Origin of the sequence: Psychrobacter sp. 28M-43, from assembly GCF_014770435.1 — a bacterium.
Taxonomy (GTDB): Bacteria; Pseudomonadota; Gammaproteobacteria; order Pseudomonadales; family Moraxellaceae; genus Psychrobacter.
This window is the reverse complement of sequence record NZ_CP061739.1, coordinates 743478-763458: the sequence shown is the minus strand read 5'-3', so window position 1 is coordinate 763458 and position 19981 is coordinate 743478. Positions and strand designations below refer to the sequence as shown.

The 19981-nt window shown below is 44.9% G+C and carries 16 protein-coding genes; 5 read left to right on the top strand and 11 right to left on the bottom strand.

Annotated elements, in window-relative coordinates; genetic code table 11:
• Nucleotide 1 precedes the first annotated feature (1 nt).
• From nuoK to ndhC, 10 genes are all read right to left on the bottom strand, one after another.
• Nucleotides 2-310, bottom strand: coding sequence for an NADH-quinone oxidoreductase subunit NuoK (nuoK, locus tag IEE84_RS03305; protein WP_025653102.1), 309 nt, complete (start codon nt 308-310; stop codon nt 2-4).
• Between the two features lie 98 nt (nt 311-408).
• Complete coding sequence (nuoJ, locus tag IEE84_RS03300) at nt 409-1152, bottom strand: NADH-quinone oxidoreductase subunit J (protein WP_114700722.1); 744 nt, start codon at nt 1150-1152, stop codon at nt 409-411.
• Nucleotides 1149-1697 carry an NADH-quinone oxidoreductase subunit NuoI gene (gene nuoI / locus IEE84_RS03295; RefSeq protein ID WP_191114832.1) on the bottom strand — a complete coding sequence of 183 codons (549 nt, stop codon included), beginning with the start codon at nt 1695-1697 and terminating at the stop codon, nt 1149-1151. The genes nuoJ and nuoI overlap by 4 nt, the downstream gene beginning before the upstream one ends.
• A 55-nt stretch (nt 1698-1752) precedes the next feature.
• Complete coding sequence (gene nuoH, locus IEE84_RS03290; RefSeq protein WP_191115363.1) at nt 1753-2745, bottom strand: NADH-quinone oxidoreductase subunit NuoH; 993 nt, start codon at nt 2743-2745, stop codon at nt 1753-1755.
• Between the two features lie 52 nt (nt 2746-2797).
• Nucleotides 2798-5866: an NADH-quinone oxidoreductase subunit NuoG gene (nuoG, locus tag IEE84_RS03285; RefSeq protein WP_191114831.1), complete on the bottom strand. Its 3069-nt coding sequence runs from the start codon at nt 5864-5866 to the stop codon at nt 2798-2800.
• 10 nt (nt 5867-5876) lie between these two features.
• The gene (nuoF, locus tag IEE84_RS03280; RefSeq protein ID WP_114700720.1) at nt 5877-7301 is read right to left on the bottom strand and encodes an NADH-quinone oxidoreductase subunit NuoF; all 1425 of its coding nucleotides are present in this window, start codon (nt 7299-7301) and stop codon (nt 5877-5879) included.
• Nucleotides 7298-7807, bottom strand: a complete 510-nt coding sequence (gene nuoE, locus IEE84_RS03275; protein ID WP_057758927.1) for an NADH-quinone oxidoreductase subunit NuoE — start codon at nt 7805-7807, stop codon at nt 7298-7300. The genes nuoF and nuoE overlap by 4 nt, the downstream gene beginning before the upstream one ends.
• A 147-nt stretch (nt 7808-7954) precedes the next feature.
• Nucleotides 7955-9730: an NADH-quinone oxidoreductase subunit C/D gene (gene nuoC, locus IEE84_RS03270; protein WP_057758925.1), complete on the bottom strand. Its 1776-nt coding sequence runs from the start codon at nt 9728-9730 to the stop codon at nt 7955-7957.
• 192 nt (nt 9731-9922) lie between these two features.
• Entirely contained in the window at nt 9923-10591 is a 669-nt protein-coding gene (locus IEE84_RS03265) for a NuoB/complex I 20 kDa subunit family protein (RefSeq protein WP_101206265.1), read from the bottom strand.
• 174 nt (nt 10592-10765) lie between these two features.
• Entirely contained in the window at nt 10766-11389 is a 624-nt protein-coding gene (gene ndhC, locus IEE84_RS03260) for an NADH-quinone oxidoreductase subunit A (RefSeq protein WP_102091044.1), read from the bottom strand.
• A gap of 828 nt (nt 11390-12217) precedes the next feature.
• Between ndhC and IEE84_RS03255 the strand changes: the two genes are divergently transcribed.
• The 5 genes from IEE84_RS03255 to argB all read left to right on the top strand — a co-directional run bounded on the left by IEE84_RS03255 (nt 12218) and on the right by argB (nt 19434).
• Nucleotides 12218-14251, top strand: a complete 2034-nt coding sequence (locus IEE84_RS03255; protein ID WP_114700718.1) for a UvrD-helicase domain-containing protein — start codon at nt 12218-12220, stop codon at nt 14249-14251.
• 168 nt (nt 14252-14419) lie between these two features.
• Nucleotides 14420-15823, top strand: coding sequence for a magnesium transporter (gene mgtE, locus IEE84_RS03250; protein ID WP_416383473.1), 1404 nt, complete (start codon nt 14420-14422; stop codon nt 15821-15823).
• Between the two features lie 199 nt (nt 15824-16022).
• Nucleotides 16023-16487, top strand: a complete 465-nt coding sequence (gene dut / locus IEE84_RS03245; protein WP_191114830.1) for a dUTP diphosphatase — start codon at nt 16023-16025, stop codon at nt 16485-16487.
• Nucleotides 16488-16624: 137 nt separating this feature from the next.
• Nucleotides 16625-18445, top strand: a complete 1821-nt coding sequence (locus tag IEE84_RS03240) for a phosphohexomutase domain-containing protein (protein ID WP_191114829.1) — start codon at nt 16625-16627, stop codon at nt 18443-18445.
• Between the two features lie 77 nt (nt 18446-18522).
• Entirely contained in the window at nt 18523-19434 is a 912-nt protein-coding gene (gene argB / locus IEE84_RS03235; protein WP_191114828.1) for an acetylglutamate kinase, read from the top strand.
• 128 nt (nt 19435-19562) lie between these two features.
• On the opposite strand, the gene IEE84_RS03230 is transcribed toward argB, so the two are convergent.
• Nucleotides 19563-19934, bottom strand: coding sequence for a Spx/MgsR family RNA polymerase-binding regulatory protein (locus tag IEE84_RS03230; RefSeq protein WP_191114827.1), 372 nt, complete (start codon nt 19932-19934; stop codon nt 19563-19565).
• Between the last annotated feature and the right edge of the window lie 47 nt (nt 19935-19981).

Here is a 19981-nt window from a genome sequence, read left to right as displayed (position 1 = left end):
ATCATCCTTTCATCTCATTGGCGCTATCGACATCGAGATGCCCACGCTGATGATAAAAACGCAATAATATTGCCAGACCAATTGACGCTTCAGCCGCGGCCAAGGTCAAAATAAAGATAAACATAATCTGTCCGTCTGGATCGACCCAGCGACTACCTGCTACTACAAATGCCAATGCTGCCGCATTCATCATGATCTCAAGACTCATTAGCATGAATAGGAAGTTACGTCGTACCATGACGCCGCACAGACCGATGGCAAATAAAATACCTGCCAAAATCAGTCCATGGCTCATGGGTATCATACCCAGTACATTTTGCGCCTCAGCAACTGGCTGTACTAAGCCTGCCACCTCGTGGGCAAACGGCACGTTTGACACATCTTGTGCCACGCTTGCTGCTAGTACCATTAGTCTGACTCCTTGCGCGTAACTTTGTTCGCACCTACTTGACTACCTGCTTTCATACCTACCTTCATACCTACATAGTCATGCGGGTCAACATCTTTATATTCGTAAGGCTTAGCCATTTCTACGCCGTCATGCTGTGTAAGCGTACTATCATTGTCGTATTGTTTGATACTACCTACGCTTGGCTTGAAATTTTGGCTATCGTTACCGATGACCTCATCGTCGACTGTCTCTTTACCTAAATGATAAGCGGCGACCAAGGCTGCTAATAATAGCAATGCTGCTACTTCAACCAGCATAATGTATTTGGTAAATAGCACCGTACCGACTGCTTTGGCAGAGATAGTCGTGCCACCCATCATGACAGCTTCATCGTGATTAAGACCAATCATCGCATAGAGCACAACGGCAATAATTATCGTCAATCCTGTTGGAATCGCCCAAGTGCCTGCATCGAGCCAACGCTCTTCGCGCTCGTCATTACTCATGCCCAAGTTCAGCATCATAATGACAAAGACAAATAGCACCATAATGGCACCAGCATAGACAACAATCTCTAACGCTCCTGCAAACGGCGCACCTAATACAAAAAATATCCCAGCAATTGCTAACAACGACACAATCATCGATAAGATAGCGTGCACTGGATTGGCCTGAGTCACTACGCGCAGACTGGCAAATATCGCCACTGCTGCAAGTGAATAAAACCCAGCCAATTCAGGATGGTTTAAAATATTCATCATGGTAGCAAGCTCCTTAGATCAATCGGTGCAGACTCGTTTTGTGCTGCGCCTTTTGGTTTATCTGCTACCGCCATACCTGTCACACGATAATAGTTATAATCAGCGTATTTACCTGGTCCTGAAATGAGCAAGTGCTCTTTTTCATAGACCAAATCTTGGCGCTTATATTCACCCAGCTCAAAATCTGGGGTCATTTGAATCGCTGTCGTTGGACAGGCTTCTTCACACAATCCACAAAAGATACAGCGTGAAAAGTTAATACGGAAAAACTCTGGATACCAGCGTCCATCTTCACGCTCGGCTTTTTGTAATGAGATACACCCTACCGGACATGCCACCGCACACAAGTTACAAGCGACACAGCGCTCGTCTCCATCAGGATCACGCGTTAGGACAATACGTCCGCGAAAACGCGGCGGTACAGGTACCGGCTCTTCAGGATAAAGGATGGTGTCACGCGGTCTGAGCGCATGACTATTGACCATCCACATGCTGCGGACAATGGTAAATATACCAATGACGGTCTTTTTTATGGTAGTAAACATGGGATTATTATCCTTATCAGCTTTACCCTAGTTCATCAGTGATGGCTAGTAATGACTATAACGTTGGGGAAAAGATCAAAATGACCGCAGCAGTAATCAACAGATTGATCAAGGTTACGGGCAGACATACTTTCCAGCCAAAGTTCATCACCTGATCATAACGCGGACGCATGAGTGAGCCTCGAGCCAAAACAAACATGGTCATAAAGAACAGCGTTTTAATCATGAACCAAAAAGCTGGTGGAATAAATGGAATATCTAAATTGAACGGCGCAAGCCAACCGCCAAAGAACAAGCAAGTCATCAAGGCAGAAATCAAGACAACATTGACATACTCACCAATGAAGAACATACCGAACTTCATGCCAGAATATTCGACATGATAGCCTTCGGCCAGTTCTTGCTCTGCTTCTGGTTGGTCAAATGGATGTCTATGCGTAACGGCCACACCAGCCACGACAAAGGTCAAAAAGCCAAAAAACTGCGGAATGATATACCAGCCATCCGCTTGCGCTTCAACAATAGCGCGTAAGTTAAATGAACCTGTCAAAGCAACAACGCCCATCAACGACAAGCCTAGAAACACTTCGTAACTGATCGTCTGTGCAGCTGAACGCAAACCACCGAGTAGCGAGAACTTGTTGGCAGACGCCCAACCACCAAACATCACCGCATAGACAGCAATACCAGCCATGGCAAAGAAAAACAGAATACCAATATCCCAATCAACCACGCCAAGCGTTGGCGAGATAGGAATAATGGCAAATGAAGCCAAGGCAGTAAACATTGCGACCGCAGGTGCCAAGGTAAACATAAACTTATCGGTAAAGTTTGGTGTCCAATCTTCTTTAAAGAAGATTTTGAGCATATCGGCGACTAACTGCAACGAACCAAAAGGTCCAACACGGTTTGGACCATAACGATCTTGCCATAAGGCCAACATACGGCGCTCATAAATAATCATCATCGCGGCAACCAATACAACGACCAAAAAGATGACTAGTGATTGACCCACCAAAAACAGAATAGACCAATTATCGAAACTCATGCTATTGGCCAAAAAGCTTGGCACATCAGGGATAATACGGGTAACTTGCATATTACACCTCCTGTGTGGTGGTCGGCGCTGCGTTTATTTGCGCTGTGTCATTATCATTAATCATATCGTTAGCCATGCTACCCATCATCGTTACTGGTGCATCTACTTTACGTACCGACGCTGGCATTGATGGGTGAATGATACTCACCTGCCCGACTGGGTAACCGATACAGCCTTCCGCTAAGTAACCAACAATCTGTACTGGCAAAGTGATTTGTTGCTTATCAATCTCAATCGCTAAGTAATCACCAGCAGCAATATTCCAGTCTTTGGCATCGTCTATACCGATACGCCATGTTGCAACTGGCAGCTGCTCTGCGACGATTGGGCTACGTGATGCCATCATTGAGCTGGCATAGATATTATGAATCGGTACCAGTTTCGCTTGACCTTGCTGCAAGTCAGTTGTATTCGAAGACATCGCTTCTGGCGCCACATATTGACGAGTGGCTAGGCGCTCTAGCTGATCGAACAAACGCACACCTGGATCACCATTTTTCAGATGACCGCCGACTTTGTCTTGGTATTTGTTCCATGCTTGCGGTGAGTTCCAACCTGCCGCATTGGCAAAAGGAATCATCGAGCTTGGCGTTTCTTTACCGCTATAACCTTCCATTGAGAAAGTTAGACCAGTGTCCAAATCTTTCGGCTGCATTGGCTCGTGCACAGAGATTGGCGCACGCATAGCAGTACGACCTGAATAACGACGCGGTTGACGCGCAATCTTAAGACCTGTTATACGGTAGTCAGCATCAGGCGCAGCGCCTTTGATACCCGCAAGTTTAGGATGGGTGGCAATCAATGCATTGATCACATCATCCAACTGCGTCCAGTCGACATCACAACCTTCGATGCTGCTATGCACAGCATGTATCCAGCGCCAGCCTTCTTTAATACTGCTCATCGGATGGTAGTATTCGTTATCGTAAACTTGGAAGAAACGCTGCGCACGACCTTCAGCTGATATCAATGTACCATCCGCTTCTGCAAAACTAGCCGCTGGCAATACAATATCGACGTCTTTGTGCCAATCAAGGAGCTGATGATCTAACGCAATGACCGTTTTATCAGTCAATAGCTGCGTCAATTTATTGGCATCAATCGCATCTGTTAGCTGGTTTTCTGCAACCACAACCACATCGTAATCAGTCGCTAGCAGTTCTTCAACTGACTGACCGCCAAGCATACAAACGCCCATGCTATTGGCATCAGGAACCGTTAGGTAGATACCTGCTTGTGCCTGATACTTGTTATTCACTTCTTTTAATTCGAGTTTTTCAGCAGGCTCACGCTCGACATCATCCTGCGCTTCTGTATTCACGCCCGTTTCAGGTTTGTTTGGCTTAGCAGATAAATCTTGGTCTTCTTCAGGCTGGTCATTAGCCGCTTTTGCTTGCGCTGCCTGTACTTTGGCATTATGTGCCTCAACCTGCTGCTGCTCAGTCGCTTTAATAGATGCACGTTTTTGGGTCAACACTTGGGTAATCTGTGCTGCTGCTTCTATTAATGCGGTAGAAGACAAGCTGCTACCCGAGACAACTAAAGGCTTATCGGCTTGAATCAAGTCATAAGCGATTTGCTGTGCCAATGCTTGCATACCGTCAGTTTCAGCACTTGCATCAGCTGCTTGCGGATCTGCTATGTCTGCTAAATCATCAGCGAAGTTCGCAATCTCATCAGCAACTTTGAAGCCAAGTTTAGTGATGTCTTCAGGGGTCGCCACTACGCTCACTTTACTGATATCTTCTAGCTTAGTTTGCGTTACATCGATGACATAGACTGGGCTTAGCACATCTTGAGCAATACGCTTAACAGGTTCAGCAAGCCATGGCTGCGTTTGTAGCGCCGCCGCCATTTTTAGGCCTTCATTTTTTGCCGCTTGACGTACTGACAACGCGACACGTGATGAAGTTTGAGTGATATCTTCACCTAATACGAGCACTGCATCATGCGTTTCGATATCGGTCATGCTAGGGTTATAAATGCCTTCCGTGCTGAGCACTTCGATACATTTATTGACCAGTGCTTGCTGCTGATGGTTCAGCCCTGTTGAGAAGTTATCAAAGCCAACCAGATTTTTTAGCGCAAAGTTAGTCTCTAAACTGGCACGCGGTGAGCCAATCCCGATGACTTTTTTATCTTTGATACGTTTGATGGTTTCATCTAATGCGTAGTCAATATTGATTTTGACATGCTTATCATTGATACGTTCAAGCGCTTGCGTTGGACGATCATCACGATTGACATAGCCATAACCAAAGCGACCACGGTCACATAAGAAATAGCGGTTTACTTCGCCATTATAGCGGTTTTCGATACGGCGCAATTCACCATAACGCTCGCCCGGTGAGATATTACAACCAGCTGAACAACCATGACAGATGCTTGGCGCATACTGCATGTCCCATTTACGGTTGTAGCGCTCGGAATGGGTTTTATCAGTAAACACACCCGTTGGACAGACTTCCGTCAAGTTGCCTGAAAACTCGCTTTCAAACTGACCATCTTTATCACGGCCAAAGTAAACACGATTATTTGAGCCATAAACGCCCAAATCTTCACCACCCGCATAGTCTTTATAAAAACGTACACAGCGATAGCAAGCGATACAGCGGTTCATCTCATGCGCGATGAATGGGCCAAGCTCTTGGTTATGATGTGTGCGTTTGGTAAAGCGATAGCGACGACGGCTGTGACCTGACATATAGGTCATATCCTGCAAATGACAATGTCCACCTTCTTCACAAGTTGGACAGTCATGTGGATGGTTGGTCATGAGTAGCTCAACCATCGACTTGCGGAATGCTTTGGCTTCATCGTCAGTGACCGAGATGTACATGTCGTCGCCAGGAGCGACCATACATGACATGACTAGACGACCGCGACCTGCTTCCATATCTTCTTTATTTTGGAATTGCTTGACCGCGCACTGACGGCACGAGCCTACTGAGCCAAGGGCTGGATGATAACAAAAATACGGCACATCAATGCCGAGTGATAAGCAGGCTTGTAGCAAGTTATCTGCGCTATCTACTTCGACAGTGGTTCCATCAATATGTATGACTGCCATGCCGCTCTCCTTATTTCACTACTGGCTGTTGGTTGGCTGCAGCATCAATAACATCGACACCAACCGCCTGCGCGATTTTTTGATCAAACTCTGGACGGAAATATTTAATCGCACTCATTAGTGGTTCCATCGCACCTGGAGCATGCGCACAGAATGTTTTACCAATCCATAAGTCACGTGTCAGGCCTTCTAGTTTTTCGACATCGCCCACTTGCCCTTCACCATCATTGATGGCGGTAAGCAGTTTAACGCCCCATGGCAGACCATCACGGCATGGTGTACACCAACCGCACGACTCGCGCTGAAAGAAAATCTCAAGGTTGCGCAGTAATGGCACCATGTCTTGTGATTCATCGACAACCATAATCAGACCAGTACCCATACGGCTACCAGCGTTTTGAATGGTGTCAAAATCTACTACCACATCTAAATGCTCTGCGGTTAAAAAGTCAGTCGATGCGCCGCCCGGTAACCATGCTTTGAGCGTTTTACCATCTTTCATACCACCCGCTAAATCTTCAATGATTTCGCGAGCTGTATAACCAAACGGTAATTCCCAAAGGCCTGGATCATTAACTAAACCTGAGCAGCCGAATAGTTTGGTGCCTGGCGTTTTACTTTTGCCTTTAATTTCAGATAACGACTGATACCATTCAACGCCATGATTCAAAATCGCTGGCATATTACACAGAGTTTCAACGTTATTGACAACGGTTGGACGACCCCATGCACCAGAGATTTGTGGAAACGGCGGCTTGGTACGTGGGTTAGCACGGCGGCCTTCTAGACAGTTAATCAACGCTGTTTCTTCACCGCAGATATAACGTCCAGCGCCCGTATGCACATGCAGATTAAAACTAAAATCTGAGCCTAAAATATTGTCGCCCATTAGATTGTTGGCCAAGCACTCTTCGATAGCAGCGACTAAACGCTCAGCGGCCAAGATATACTCACCACGGATAAAGATATAACCGTCAGTGGCGCCAATCGCATGAGCGGTAATTAGCATACCTTCGATAAGCTGAAACGGTAGACGCTCCATGAGCAAACGGTCTTTAAACGTGCCCGGCTCCATTTCATCAGCATTACAGATGAGATAACGCGGCAAACCATCCGGCGGCGACATAAATGACCATTTAAGACCAGCATTAAAACCTGCACCGCCGCGACCTCGAACATTGGCCGCTTTAATCATATTGCCAACGTCTTTAGGCGACTTAGATAACGCTTCTTTTAGACCCGTAAAGCCTTTTAGAGATTCATAAGTGGCTAAATCAAGCACCGCATCATGATGCGCCAAACGCCACGTCAAAGGCTTGGTTTCGCTAGTGGCTGTCGCTTTATCACCATAGATTGGAACACGCTGTGCATTTAGCTGGCTTGGCGCTTGGCCTTGACCGCGACGAGCAATTTGCTCTGAAATCGTTAAACTCATGCGTATAGCTCCAATAATTGCGCGACCTCAGATGGCTGGACAGGGCCGTAAGTGTCTTCATCAATCAGTACCGCTGGTCCCTTATCACAGTTGCCCAAGCAGCAAATTGGCAATAGGGTAAAACGTCCATCAGCAGTTGTCTGACCATACTCAATACCCAGCTGTGATCTGATCTCAGCTGACAGCGCTTCATAACCTGTCAAATAACAAGCCACAGAGTCACATATGAGAATCACATGGCGACCGACAGGCTGGCGATAAATACGGTTAAAGAAAGTCGCAACCCCGTCCATGTCTGACATCGGGATATCTAGGATATTGGCAATGGCATTTGCTTGCGCATCATCGACCCAGCCGTTGCGCTTTTGCACAATTTTTAGTGCATCTAGCGAGGCGGCACGCGCCTGTGGGTAATGGTGCATAAACTCATGAATGGCAGCGATTTCATCACTAGTGAGAATGCTTTCCACATCTACTTTTGGCATTTTGTCGGAAACAATTTTCATAATCTTCTGTTTTTCCTCACTCATCCTGCTCTATCACAAGCCAATATCAGTCTGATTAAAACTGTGGTTATATTGGCGAATGACAGCATTTTGGTGTGCCATCAGGCAATAATATATTGATGAACAAATACTTTTGCAGCAGCGGCTCTAACGATCACAATCCGCCATCACAATATCAATCGATGCTAGGTACATAATGGCGTCAGAAACCAGCGAACCATTGATGACCGATGGCATCTGCTGCAAATGCGCAAATGTCGGCGTACGAATACGGGTACGATAGCTCATCGTGGCCTTGTCTGAGGTAATGTAATAACTGTTCAGACCTTTAGTCGCCTCAACGATCGTCGTACATTCGCCCGCTGGCATCACAGGACCCCAAGATACTGAGATAAAGTGATTAATAAGCGTTTCGATATCATTCAATGTACGGTCTTTCGGCGGTGGTACGGCCAGTGGATGATCCGCTTTGTAAGGGCCTTGTGGCATATTGTCCATGCACTGGCGGATGATACGCAATGACTGACGCATCTCTTCGACTTTTACCATACAGCGGTCATAAGCATCACCGTTGTAACCGACTGGCACTTCAAAATCGTAATTCTCATAGCCCATGTATGGACGTGCTTTACGTAGGTCGAAATCAACGCCTGTCGCGCGCAGACCTGCACCAGTGACACCCCAAGCAAGTGCTTGCTTAGCATTGTACTGAGCAACCCCTTGGGTACGGCCTTTGAGTACGCTGTTTTGCAATGCCGCTTTGACATATTCGTCCAAGCGTTTTGGCATCCAATCTAAGAACTCACGAACCAAACGCTGCCAGCCACGTGGCAGATCAGCAGCAGTACCGCCGATACGGAACCAAGCAGGATGCATACGATAGCCAGTCACGGCTTCGATGACGTCATAGGCTTTTTGGCGATCGGTAAACATATAGAATACAGGGGTCATACCGCCCGCATCCTGAATAAACGTACCGACGAATAGCAAGTTATTGGTAATACGGAAGAACTCACTCATCATTACGCGGATAGTTTCAGCGCGCGGTGGAATGGTAATTCCAGCCAACTTTTCGACCGACATGATGTACGGCAGCTCATTCATTACACCGCCGAGATAATCAATACGGTCGGTATAAGGAATAAATGAGTGCCAAGTTTGACGCTCAGCCATCTTTTCTGCGCCGCGATGGTGATAGCCAATATCAGGAATACAATCGACGACTTCTTCACCATCTAGCTGTAATACCAAACGGAATGCACCGTGAGCAGAGGGATGGTTAGGACCGATGTTCAAGAACATAAAGTCTTCATCACGACCCGAACGCTTCATACCCCATTCTTCTGGGACAAAACGCAGATTCTCTTGCTCGTATTGCTGCTTAGCGGTGTTCAAGAAGTACGGGGTAAATTCAGTCGCGCGTGCATGGTACTCTTTACGCAGTGGATGACCTTCCCAGTATTTCGGTAATAAAATACGGGTCAAATGCGGATGACCTGTAAAGACAATACCAAACATGTCCCACACTTCACGCTCATACCAGTTGGCATTTGGCCAAATATTGGTGGCGCTCGGTACATTAACATCGTCTTCGCTCAGCGCGACCTTGATACGTACATCACTATTACGCTCAAGCGACATCAAGTGATAAAACACCGTGAAGTCACTGTCAGGCAACCCTGCACGATGCTGGCGTAAACGCTCATCTATCGCTGATAAGTCAAATAGCATGACATACGGTTTAGGCAGTTTGCGCAAGAATAAGAGAATATCTAATAAATCAGCACGCGCCACCCAAACCGTTGGAATTTCATCCACAGTCTGCTGCACGACAAATTTACCAGCATACTTTTGCTCCAGCTCTGTGATGACTGCTGGGACGGGCTTGATCTTAGGATCTATGTTTTCGACTACCGTGACCATGAATGATGTATTCCTTCATTAATCATAACTGAACTATGTTAGTCATAACCGAACTATGTCAACCATAACCGAACTATGTCAACCATAACCGAACTATGTCAACCATAACTGAGCTATGTTAATCATAACCTAACTATGATAAGCGCATAAAATATTGAAACTGTTGCTATAAGTCTGAATGCTGTTTGAAACTTAAATACTATCTGGGCTGCGCAAGTTTTTAACAGCGATACGATCTGCCTGCTTGCGGTCACGCTCAGGCGTCATTTGCGGCTGATAGATACCCTGCTCATTGACATGGATACCCAGCGGACGACGCTCTTTAGTAATAGATTCTTGTAACAACATCAAACCCTGAATAAGCGCTTCTGGACGCGGCGGACAACCTGGCACATACACATCAACAGGGATAATCTTATCGACGCCTTGTACGACAGAATAAATATCATACATGCCACCCGAGTTGGCACAGGCACCCATAGAGATAACCCATTTTGGCTCAAGCATTTGCTCATATAGGCGCTGGATGACAGGGGCCATTTTGACAAAACAAGTACCAGCGACGATCATGACATCTGCCTGACGAGGCGAGGCACGAATAACCTCTGCCCCAAAACGTGACAAATCATGAACGGCGGTTAAGGTAGTAGCGTATTCAACATAACAGCAAGAGGTACCAAAGTTAAATGGCCACAGTGAGTTCTTACGCCCCCAGTTTGCTGTTGAATGAACGAGGTCTTCGAGACGACCCATAAAGACGTTTTTATTCACTTCATCTTCGATAGGATCATTGACCGTTTGACTGGTCTGTGCAGGATAGGTATCTGCATCGGGGTTGGCTTTTGTTAATGTGTATTTCATAACATACAACCTTCATATTAGGCTTGGCGTGGCAATCATCTTGCTCGCGCTGTCGCCATAATTTTATTATTAATAAGTGGCTAATCATCAGCGATCATTAATACAAACAGAACTGACGCCTTCATGCTTTGCTGCTCGTTTTTGCAAACGCTATAAGCTGAGCATCAACTGCTATTAACGTTCAGTTTTGTCCTGCTGAGCAGACGTCGCAAAATCCACAGAAGTAACGTTACCCGTGGTATTAATATGATCGATGTTTTGTAGATGACGACGATTGGTCTCAATATTGTTTGAGACATTGATTTGACCGGATGACTGCGCGGGCACTTTACCTGTCGGATCGACCATTAGCTCATGAGCACCATCAAACTTGGTGATGTCTGCCAAATTAAAGCCTGCAGGCGCCGCATATAAGCGTGCTTTTTTGCGTAACTTATCAGCAGGTGCCCAGTTCATCGCACCCAAGCTCAGCTCATAAATCAAACCAATAATTAGAATAGTGATAAACGTGCCAGCGGCGGCAAAGCCAAGCCAACCAGCCTCCCGTACCGACACAGCATAAGCGTAGAGATATAGCGCCTCTAAATCAAAAATCACAAAGAAAATTGCGACCAAATAAAATTTGGCAGACAAACGAATACGGGCGTTGCCAGATCCGACAACACCCGCTTCAAATACTTCTTCCTTTTGTGAGCCTTGAGAGCGACCGCCAAGTAAGCGCGGTACGACCAGCATAAAGACAACTAGCCCAATGGCGGCTAAGATAAAAGCAATGGCTGACCAATTAAAAGCAGACATGATAATACGTGCTCCTCACCCAATCGAGTGTTAGACACAGCGCAAGCACTGACCCACTCAGGCCATGTTACGACAGGTATAACGCAGACGAAAACACAAAGTGACTTTATTTAAGTAATTGTCACTGCACTTCAGTAACTGTCACTGTGTTTAAGTAACTGTCATTGAGTCACATGTTAGGTATTTTGCTGGTAACAACCAATTATCAAGCTTATTGACGACGATGTCAGACGTGACCAACTGTAGAGATTCCGGTATTCGCGCGGATAAAGGCTGGTCGCCCAACGCATCTTCTAACAACGTAAGATCAACGTATTAAATCAATATCATATCTGACTGCTTACTTAATTGATTTAATAGCTCATTACACGTGGTCAACAATGACGTGACAACTGGCATAAATTATTTACGTACTATACGCATATCAGTGCCTAAAAGCTAGTTTTTAACTGTATTGAACGGTCACTTTCTGTGTAAAAAAAATGTGTTTTTTTTACTATGAATTATGATATAGACCTTACCTTATATTAACCCCAAATTCGTACTTTTGGCTACGAGCAAACACTGCCACGCTATTTGTCAAAAATCAAGTGTCCGAATACCCCACTTTCATCACCCAAGTCCTCCCCCAAAGTAGGCATTTTTGCTTTATAATGACCCACCAGATTTTTATGATATGCCATCATCAAACCTTAAATTCTATTATTCTTATAATAAAGATTATTAAAATATCGCGACGATACGAATGTTGATGATGCGCGCTGCGTTTATCTATCTTTGTCATATCAGCGCTACCCTCTTTTTTGCTTTTGTCTTACAGGTCACGTTATGAGTCAACTCAATCCCAAACAACAAGAAGCCATGCTCTACGTATCTGGTCCATTACTTGTACTTGCAGGTGCTGGCTCCGGCAAGACCTCTGTGATTACGCGTAAGATTGCTTACCTAATCCAAGAGTGTGACATGCCAGCTGAGCGCATCACCGCCGTGACCTTTACCAATAAAGCGGCACGTGAGATGAAAGCGCGAGTCAGCAAACTGCTACCAAGCGAAAAAATGCGCGGTCTAACGGTGTCGACTTTTCACCAATTTGGTCTACAGTTTTTGCGCTATGAGCTGATTCATACTCCGCTAAAAGGCAATTTTTCCATCATGGACAGCGACGACAGTAAGCGATTGCTGATGGAGCTGATGATGCGCGACAACTTAAGTGGCGCTGAAAGTCGCGAGTTGGTCGGTAAAGCCATCAAAATGATTTCTGATTGGAAAAATGACTTGGTCGAGCCTGATAAGGCGATGGAAACGCTAGACGATCCAGAAGACATGATTTTTGCCACGTTATATGCACTTTATGAGCGTAACTTGCGTGCTTATAATGCGGTCGATTTTGATGACTTGATTGTATTGCCAACCAAGATATTGCGTGAAAACAGAGAACTGCGAGACAAATGGCAAAACCGTATTCGTTATCTATTGGTCGATGAGTATCAGGATACCAATACCGCCCAGTATGAGATGATTAAATACTTGGTTGGGCCGCAAGGTCGCTTTACCGTAGTTGGTGATGATGACCAATCTATCTATGCGTGGCGCGGGGCAAAGCCCGAAAACATGGCACTGCTAAAAGAAGATTTTCCAAAACTAAAAATCGTTATGCTTGAGCAAAATTACCGCTCAACCACGCGTATTTTGACCTCTGCCAACGCCGTTATTCTAAATAACGAGCATTTATTCGAGAAAAAACTGTGGTCAGATAAAGGTCAAGGCGAAAAAATCCGCATCATTAACTGCCGTAACGACGATGATGAATCGGAGCGCGTGGCCAAAGAAATCGTCACGCATAAACTGCGTTTCGGTAATGAGTGGGAACAGTATGCGGTGCTGTACCGTAGTAACTTTCAAGCACGTATGCTAGAGGCACAACTGCGTCAGCTGCAAGTGCCTTATAAGTTATCGGGTGGTCAGTCATTCTTTGCGCGTAGTGAAATCAAAGACATCATGGGGTATTTGCGCCTGATTTTGAACCCTGAAGATGACAGCGCATTTTTGCGTATTATCAACACGCCTAAGCGCGGTATGGGACCTGCAACGCTAGAAAAACTCGGCTTATTTGCGCAAGAGCACAGCATATCGCTACTGGCCTCTTGTACCCACGCTGGCCTGACTCATGTATTGCCATCAAAGGCTTATGGTACGATAAAAGAGTTTGGCGAGTTCATTGAACACTATACGCGTGAGCTGGATCAACACCCAGACCCTGTACCTATCGTACGCCAGATGATTGATGAGACAGGTTATATTGACTTTGTCCGTAGCGATGCCAAAACGCCGCAACAAGAAAAAAACCGTATTGATAATATCGATATGCTGTACACCAGTATTCAGTCGTTGATTAATCGTGCTGAAGAAGATGAAGACCGAACGATTGACACCATCATTCGTAAGTTGGTTTTGCTTGATATGCTTGAGCAGCAGCAAGAAGAAGAGAATACCAACAAAGTTAACTTGATGACCTTGCATGCAGCAAAGGGCTTGGAGTTTGATTTTGTGTATATCATGGGGCTTGAAGAAGAGATGCTGCCGCATCGCAACTCTATTATGAGTGAGACAGTCGAAGAAGAGCGCCGTCTGATGTACGTGGGCATTACTCGTGCACGCCGTGAGCTGACATTGACGCTCGCGACCCAACGCCGTGCTGGTGGTCAGATGCGCGTTACCTCAGAATCAAGATTTTTGGATGAGCTACCTGAGGATCATATTGATTGGCCTGCCAAAGCGAAAAAGAAAAAAGCGACCAAAGACCCAGAAGCCGTCGCTGATGAATATCTGGCCAATATTCGAGCGTTATTGGGTAAGCGTTAATCTTAATCAAAATATTTAAGCACCTGAGTAATAAACACCTAAGTAAAACGCTTGCAAGAACACGCTTTAGACTGTGCAAAAAACGATTGTTATAATCGTTATTGTTATCGTTCTTGCTCTTGTTCTTTATATACTGTAGAAAATTGACTGTAAAAACTTGGAACACTTATGCCTACCTCGACGCCCAATCAGGAACGAACTGCCATGCTGTCAGGAGACTATAATTCGGCTGAATATAGTGCCGAATATAAGCTTCTGTATCTGCAGGGTTTGGTTGCTGATAAAGCATACGAGGCCATTACAGAGTTTTTAGAAAAGCAGTCCGAATATGAGATTGCCAACCTATTAGAGTCCTTCCCAACTCAAAACCGTCTGTTGATTTGGGCTCAGGTGCCAGAGCATATCAAAGGTGAAGTGCTTGCCGAACTGGATGTCGATACGCGCCAGCCGTTGATGGAGAATATTTCTTCTCAAGAAATCTCTTTGTTTACCCAAGACCTTGATGCGCAAGATATTTCTGAGATTCTGGACACTGTCACTGAGAGCGTACGTACCTCAGTCATGGCAACGCTCGACGAAGAGACGCGGGTTCAAGTCAATAAGCTTGATACTTATGCCGACTGGGAAGTTGGTAGCTATATGGATCCTGATATTATTCAGATAAGGGATGATATCTATTTGGCAGATGTACAAGAGTGGCTGCGTGAAAACGATGACCTGCTCGATGACGAGAGCCAAGAGCTGTTAGTTGTTGATCAAAGCCAACAATTGCTGGGACTACTGAGTCTAGTAGACTTAATTAAGCATAAACAAAACACCTTGGTCTCGGATCTGATTGACACTGCCATTACGATTAATGATCGCTTGGATATTCAAGATGCTGCTGCGATTTTTCGTTCAGAAGACATCCGTTTTGCCCCCGTCATCAATAGCCATGGCGAGCTGGTTGGTCAACTAAACGGCGAGGACATCATGGAGATTATCCAAGATGATGTCGACAGCACCATGAAAAACCTTGCTGGTGTTAGCCAAGATGAAGAGTTGTTTGCCCCCATCCTAACCAGTGCTAAAAGCCGTAGCGTTTGGCTAGGTATCAATTTATGTACCGCCCTTTTGGCCGCAGCAGTGATTGGACAATTTGAAGAAGTATTGGCACAAGTCGTGGCGCTAGCGATATTGATGCCAGTAGTCGCCAGTATGGGCGGTATTGCTGGCTCGCAAACGCTGACGGTCGTTATCCGCGGGATGGCGATGGGTCAAATCGGTGGTTCCAACCGTGTCTGGCTGTTGAATAAAGAGCTATGGGTGGGTGCGATAAACGGTATCATCTGGGCGATAATTATGGCGTTTATTGCTCAGTTATGGTTTCATGATATTAAGATCAGTGCCGTCATCGGTTTTGCCATCGCGATCAATATGACTGCGGCTAATGTCTCTGGTATCAGCATACCGCTGATGCTAAAACGGATGAATATTGACCCTGCTCTATCTGCTTCGGTTATCCTAACGACCGTCACGGATATCGTCGGCTTTATGTCATTTTTAGGATTGGCCAGCGTGTTGATACTTTAGTTGATTGCTGAATTGCTGAATTGCTGAATTGCTGAATTGCTGAATTGCTGAATTGCTGAATTGCTGAATTGCTGAATAATTAAAATATAGAATTGTTATTTATATCAAAATTTCGAATAAGATTTATTTAAAATCATAGTTCAAGGCTCTGGTTTTAAATCATAATTTAAAAACCATCAAATCGTTAAGTGAGTGTGTTATGCAAGCTGTACAAGTTAAAGTGGTAAACCCTAAAATTACTGAAGATAAAGCGTTTTCTTTACCAACTCGTGCCACCGATGGCAGTGCAGGTATTGACTTGCGTGCTTGTATCGATGAGCCATTAACGATTAAAGCAGGTGAAACCCATTTAATAGGTACAGGCCTTGCGGTTTATATCCAAGATCCTAACTATGCAGGTATGATTTTACCGCGTTCAGGTCTTGGTCATAAGCACGGTATCGTCTTGGGTAACTTAGTTGGGTTAATCGATGCCGACTATCAAGGCGAGCTGATGGTTAGTATTTGGAACCGCAGTGGGGATGACTTTGTTCTTAATGTAGCTGAGCGTATGGCACAGTACATCGTGGTACCTGTTGCGCGTCCTGAGTTTGAAGTGGTTGCAGAATTCAGTGATGAAAGCGTACGCGGTGCAGGTGGGTTTGGACACTCAGGTCGTCAGTAGTAGCTATTTTGACGGTCAATTTTTATAACAACTTTTTAGATAGCCTTCAAGGTTTTGCTTAAGCTATATCTAAAACCTTGCGCTATCCATTTTTATTTATCATTGAACACCTATCACGGTTATAAGGAGAATAAGCAATGCCACCTTTTGCGGCGCAGCAATCCTTATTCCGTGCTTATGATATTCGTGGTGCCAACCAGTATTTCACTAGCAGTTTTATACACGCGTTAGGCGATGCTTTTGCCACTCTCTACAATGCCCAAGATAGCCAACCGACTCAAAACATCAATGCTAATGCCTCTAATGCTAGTACCTCTGTTGTTACTAAGCAGAATGTTGTCGTTATTGGTTATGATATGCGTATTGGTAGTGAAGCCATTGCCCATACGCTTTCTACTGTACTAGCTCATAATGGTTTACGTGTTATCCAGTTAGGCCTGATTACTACGCCGATGATGGCATTTTGGGCAGCGCAATATCAAGGTCATGGCATAGTCGTAACAGCGAGCCATTCCGCTAAAGACATATTAGGCATCAAATGGTTGGTGAATAACAAGTCTCCTAGTAGTTCAGAGATACAGACGCTCTATCATCAGCTAACCGCCCATCATGGTTATCACGCCTGTCCCGATAGCCAATCTAATAATTCTGTCTTGCATTCAGAAAACATTGAAAGCATTAAAAGTAGCCAAGACTCAAAATTACCAAACGACCTACTTGAGCAACTACCTGCTTATCAAGTAGTCAACGTCTATATAGATGCTATTGCGCAGGTATTTGAACAATTATTTCAGCACAATCACTCGGCAACTGCAGCCAATCAGAAAAGCGCTTATAAACTTGATTTGGTCATAGTCATTGACTGTATGCATGGCGCAACTGGGAGTATCGCTCAACGCTTGTTTGAACATTTTTGCCAGCATGTTATTTTTCTCAATGATACACCAGACGGTAATTTCCCCCTTGGTAATCCAGACCCCACCGAACCAAACCGCTTAAACGAATTGCAACGAGCCGTTGTTTTGCACGCAGCAGATATAGGCTTGGCGTTTGATGGCGATGGCGATCGTTTGATGATCGTTGATAATAACGGCAAGATAGTCACGCCCGATCATTTGCTCTATTTATTGGCACGTATTGCTATTACTGAACATCCTAACTCCCTGAGCAACTCTTTATTAGCATCTGAAGTTCTTTTCGATATTAAATGTGCTCATCATTTACCAAGACTGTTATCTGAGCTTGGTACTACACCTGTGATTAGCAAGACTGGCAGCAGCTTTATGCGCCAACAGGTACAGCATCCTGACAATCAGATTGTTTTCGCTGGTGAATTATCAGGACATTTCATCTTTAATGACAGCCGCTTTATCCCTTACGATGATGCGATGTATGCTGCATTACGGTTGCTGCATTGGCTTGACCAAACTCATAATGATACTAATGATAAAAAACCGCTAGCAGATATCATCCAAAGCTTACCCACTATAGTCAGTACTGCTGACCATTACTTGCCAATGCCGCAGACGGCTACTACCGACTGCTCACTTGTAGAGCAACTAACGAGATTTTGTCATTATTTGCAGCATCTAGTAGATATGTCTACTCATACTAACTCTTCTTCATACAGTCAGCAGTTAAAAGATACTTGCCTGCCCGCCACGACATGCAAGTCGTCAGCGTGTACTTGTGCTACTGCGAAGGCGCAAATAGCATTAAAACAGACGCATGAATTATTACCTGTAGGAACCAAGCTGAGCTGTATCGATGGTGTGCGCTTAGATTTTGCGCATGGCTTTGGCGTACTGCGTCAATCAAATACCAGCAATAGCCTGACCGCGCGCTTTGCAGGTGACAGTGTGGATGACCTAAAAGATATTCAGGCGACATTTGCCGCTTTATGCCAACCATTTAACGCAGCGCTAGCTGAACAGATTCTTGCTATTCCTGCAGAGTAGCCTCATAAAACACATAACTGTCTCATTAGACATAGTAAAAAAACAACCAATTTAAAACCGGCCCTTAGGAGTTTGTAATGACGCTTAATTTAGATGATGCCAAAAACACCGCTGAAGTATTGACCACTGCTCTGCCTTATATCCAGCGTTTTGTTGATAAACTCATCGTCGTAAAATACGGCGGCAACGCCATGACCGACCCTGAGCTTGAGAGCTCGTTTGCTCGTGATATTGTTTTGCTAAAAACCGTCGGTATGCATCCAGTAGTCGTACATGGTGGCGGCCCGCAAGTTGACAACCTCCTAAAAGAGCTCGGACGTCAATCAGACCGTATCGATGGGATGCGCGTCACTGACAAAAGCACCATGGATATCGTAGAGATGGTCTTGGGCGGTAGCGTCAACAAATCGATTGTTAGCTTGATTAACAAACATGGCGGTCGCGCGATTGGTCTTACAGGTAAAGATGCCAACTTAATTCAAGCAAAAAAACTGATGATGGAAAAAATTGGCACAGATGGTATCGCTGTACCAGTTGATTTAGGATTCGTCGGTGATGTAGTAAGTGTCAATAAAGACGTGATTAACATGTTGATTGCCTCAGATTTTATTCCCGTTATCGCGCCACTTGGCGTTGACGCTGAAGGCAATACCTATAACATTAATGCTGATCTCGTTGCAGGTAAAGTGGCAGAGTTTTTACAAGCAGAGAAACTGATGTTATTAACCAATATCAAAGGTGTATTGGGCCGTGATGGCGAAGTGGTGACTGGACTTACACCAAAGAAGGTCGATAGCTTAATCGAAGATGGCACTATCTCAGGCGGCATGATTCCTAAAATTCAATGTGCGCTTGATGCGGTGCGTAGCGGCGTCAAAAGTGCGGTAATCGTTGATGGTCGTGTCCCTCATGCGACCTTACTTGAGATTTTCACTAACGAAGGAGTTGGTACGCTCATCAGTCGAGAAATAGACTCATCATTGAGCTAGCAAAATCTAGCAATACTAGATGTAGAAAAGCTAAATATGGAAAAGCCCGAGTGAATACAAATGCTCGGGCTTTCTTATGTATTTTTATACTTAACAAATAAGCCTAGCTTAATTTTTATAAGTTAATTTTACGAAAAAACTTTATCAAACTCCGCTTCATCGAAGCCGCATAGTAATACTGCTTGATCTTTATCTGCTAACTGACCTTCTACAATCGGGCGTTTAATCATGCTGCTATTTTCCACGAGTAAATCTATGGCGTTGTCTACACTAGCATCAGCTGCGTGCTTTTGACTGTCGTCTAGCTTGCGCCATGTCGTACCACGCTTATTGAGTACTTTGTCGATACCTAGCTCATTTACCCAGCGCTGTACTGTTTCTTTATCAATACCTTGTTTTTTATAATCGTGAAAATCGTAGCTGACATCTAGATCGTTTAGCTTAGTAAACGCTTTTTTCATCGTGCTACAAGATTTGATACCGTAAATGGTGATGGTCATGATAAATCCTCATAAATATTCATTAACTTGTCTATTATACCTAAGGC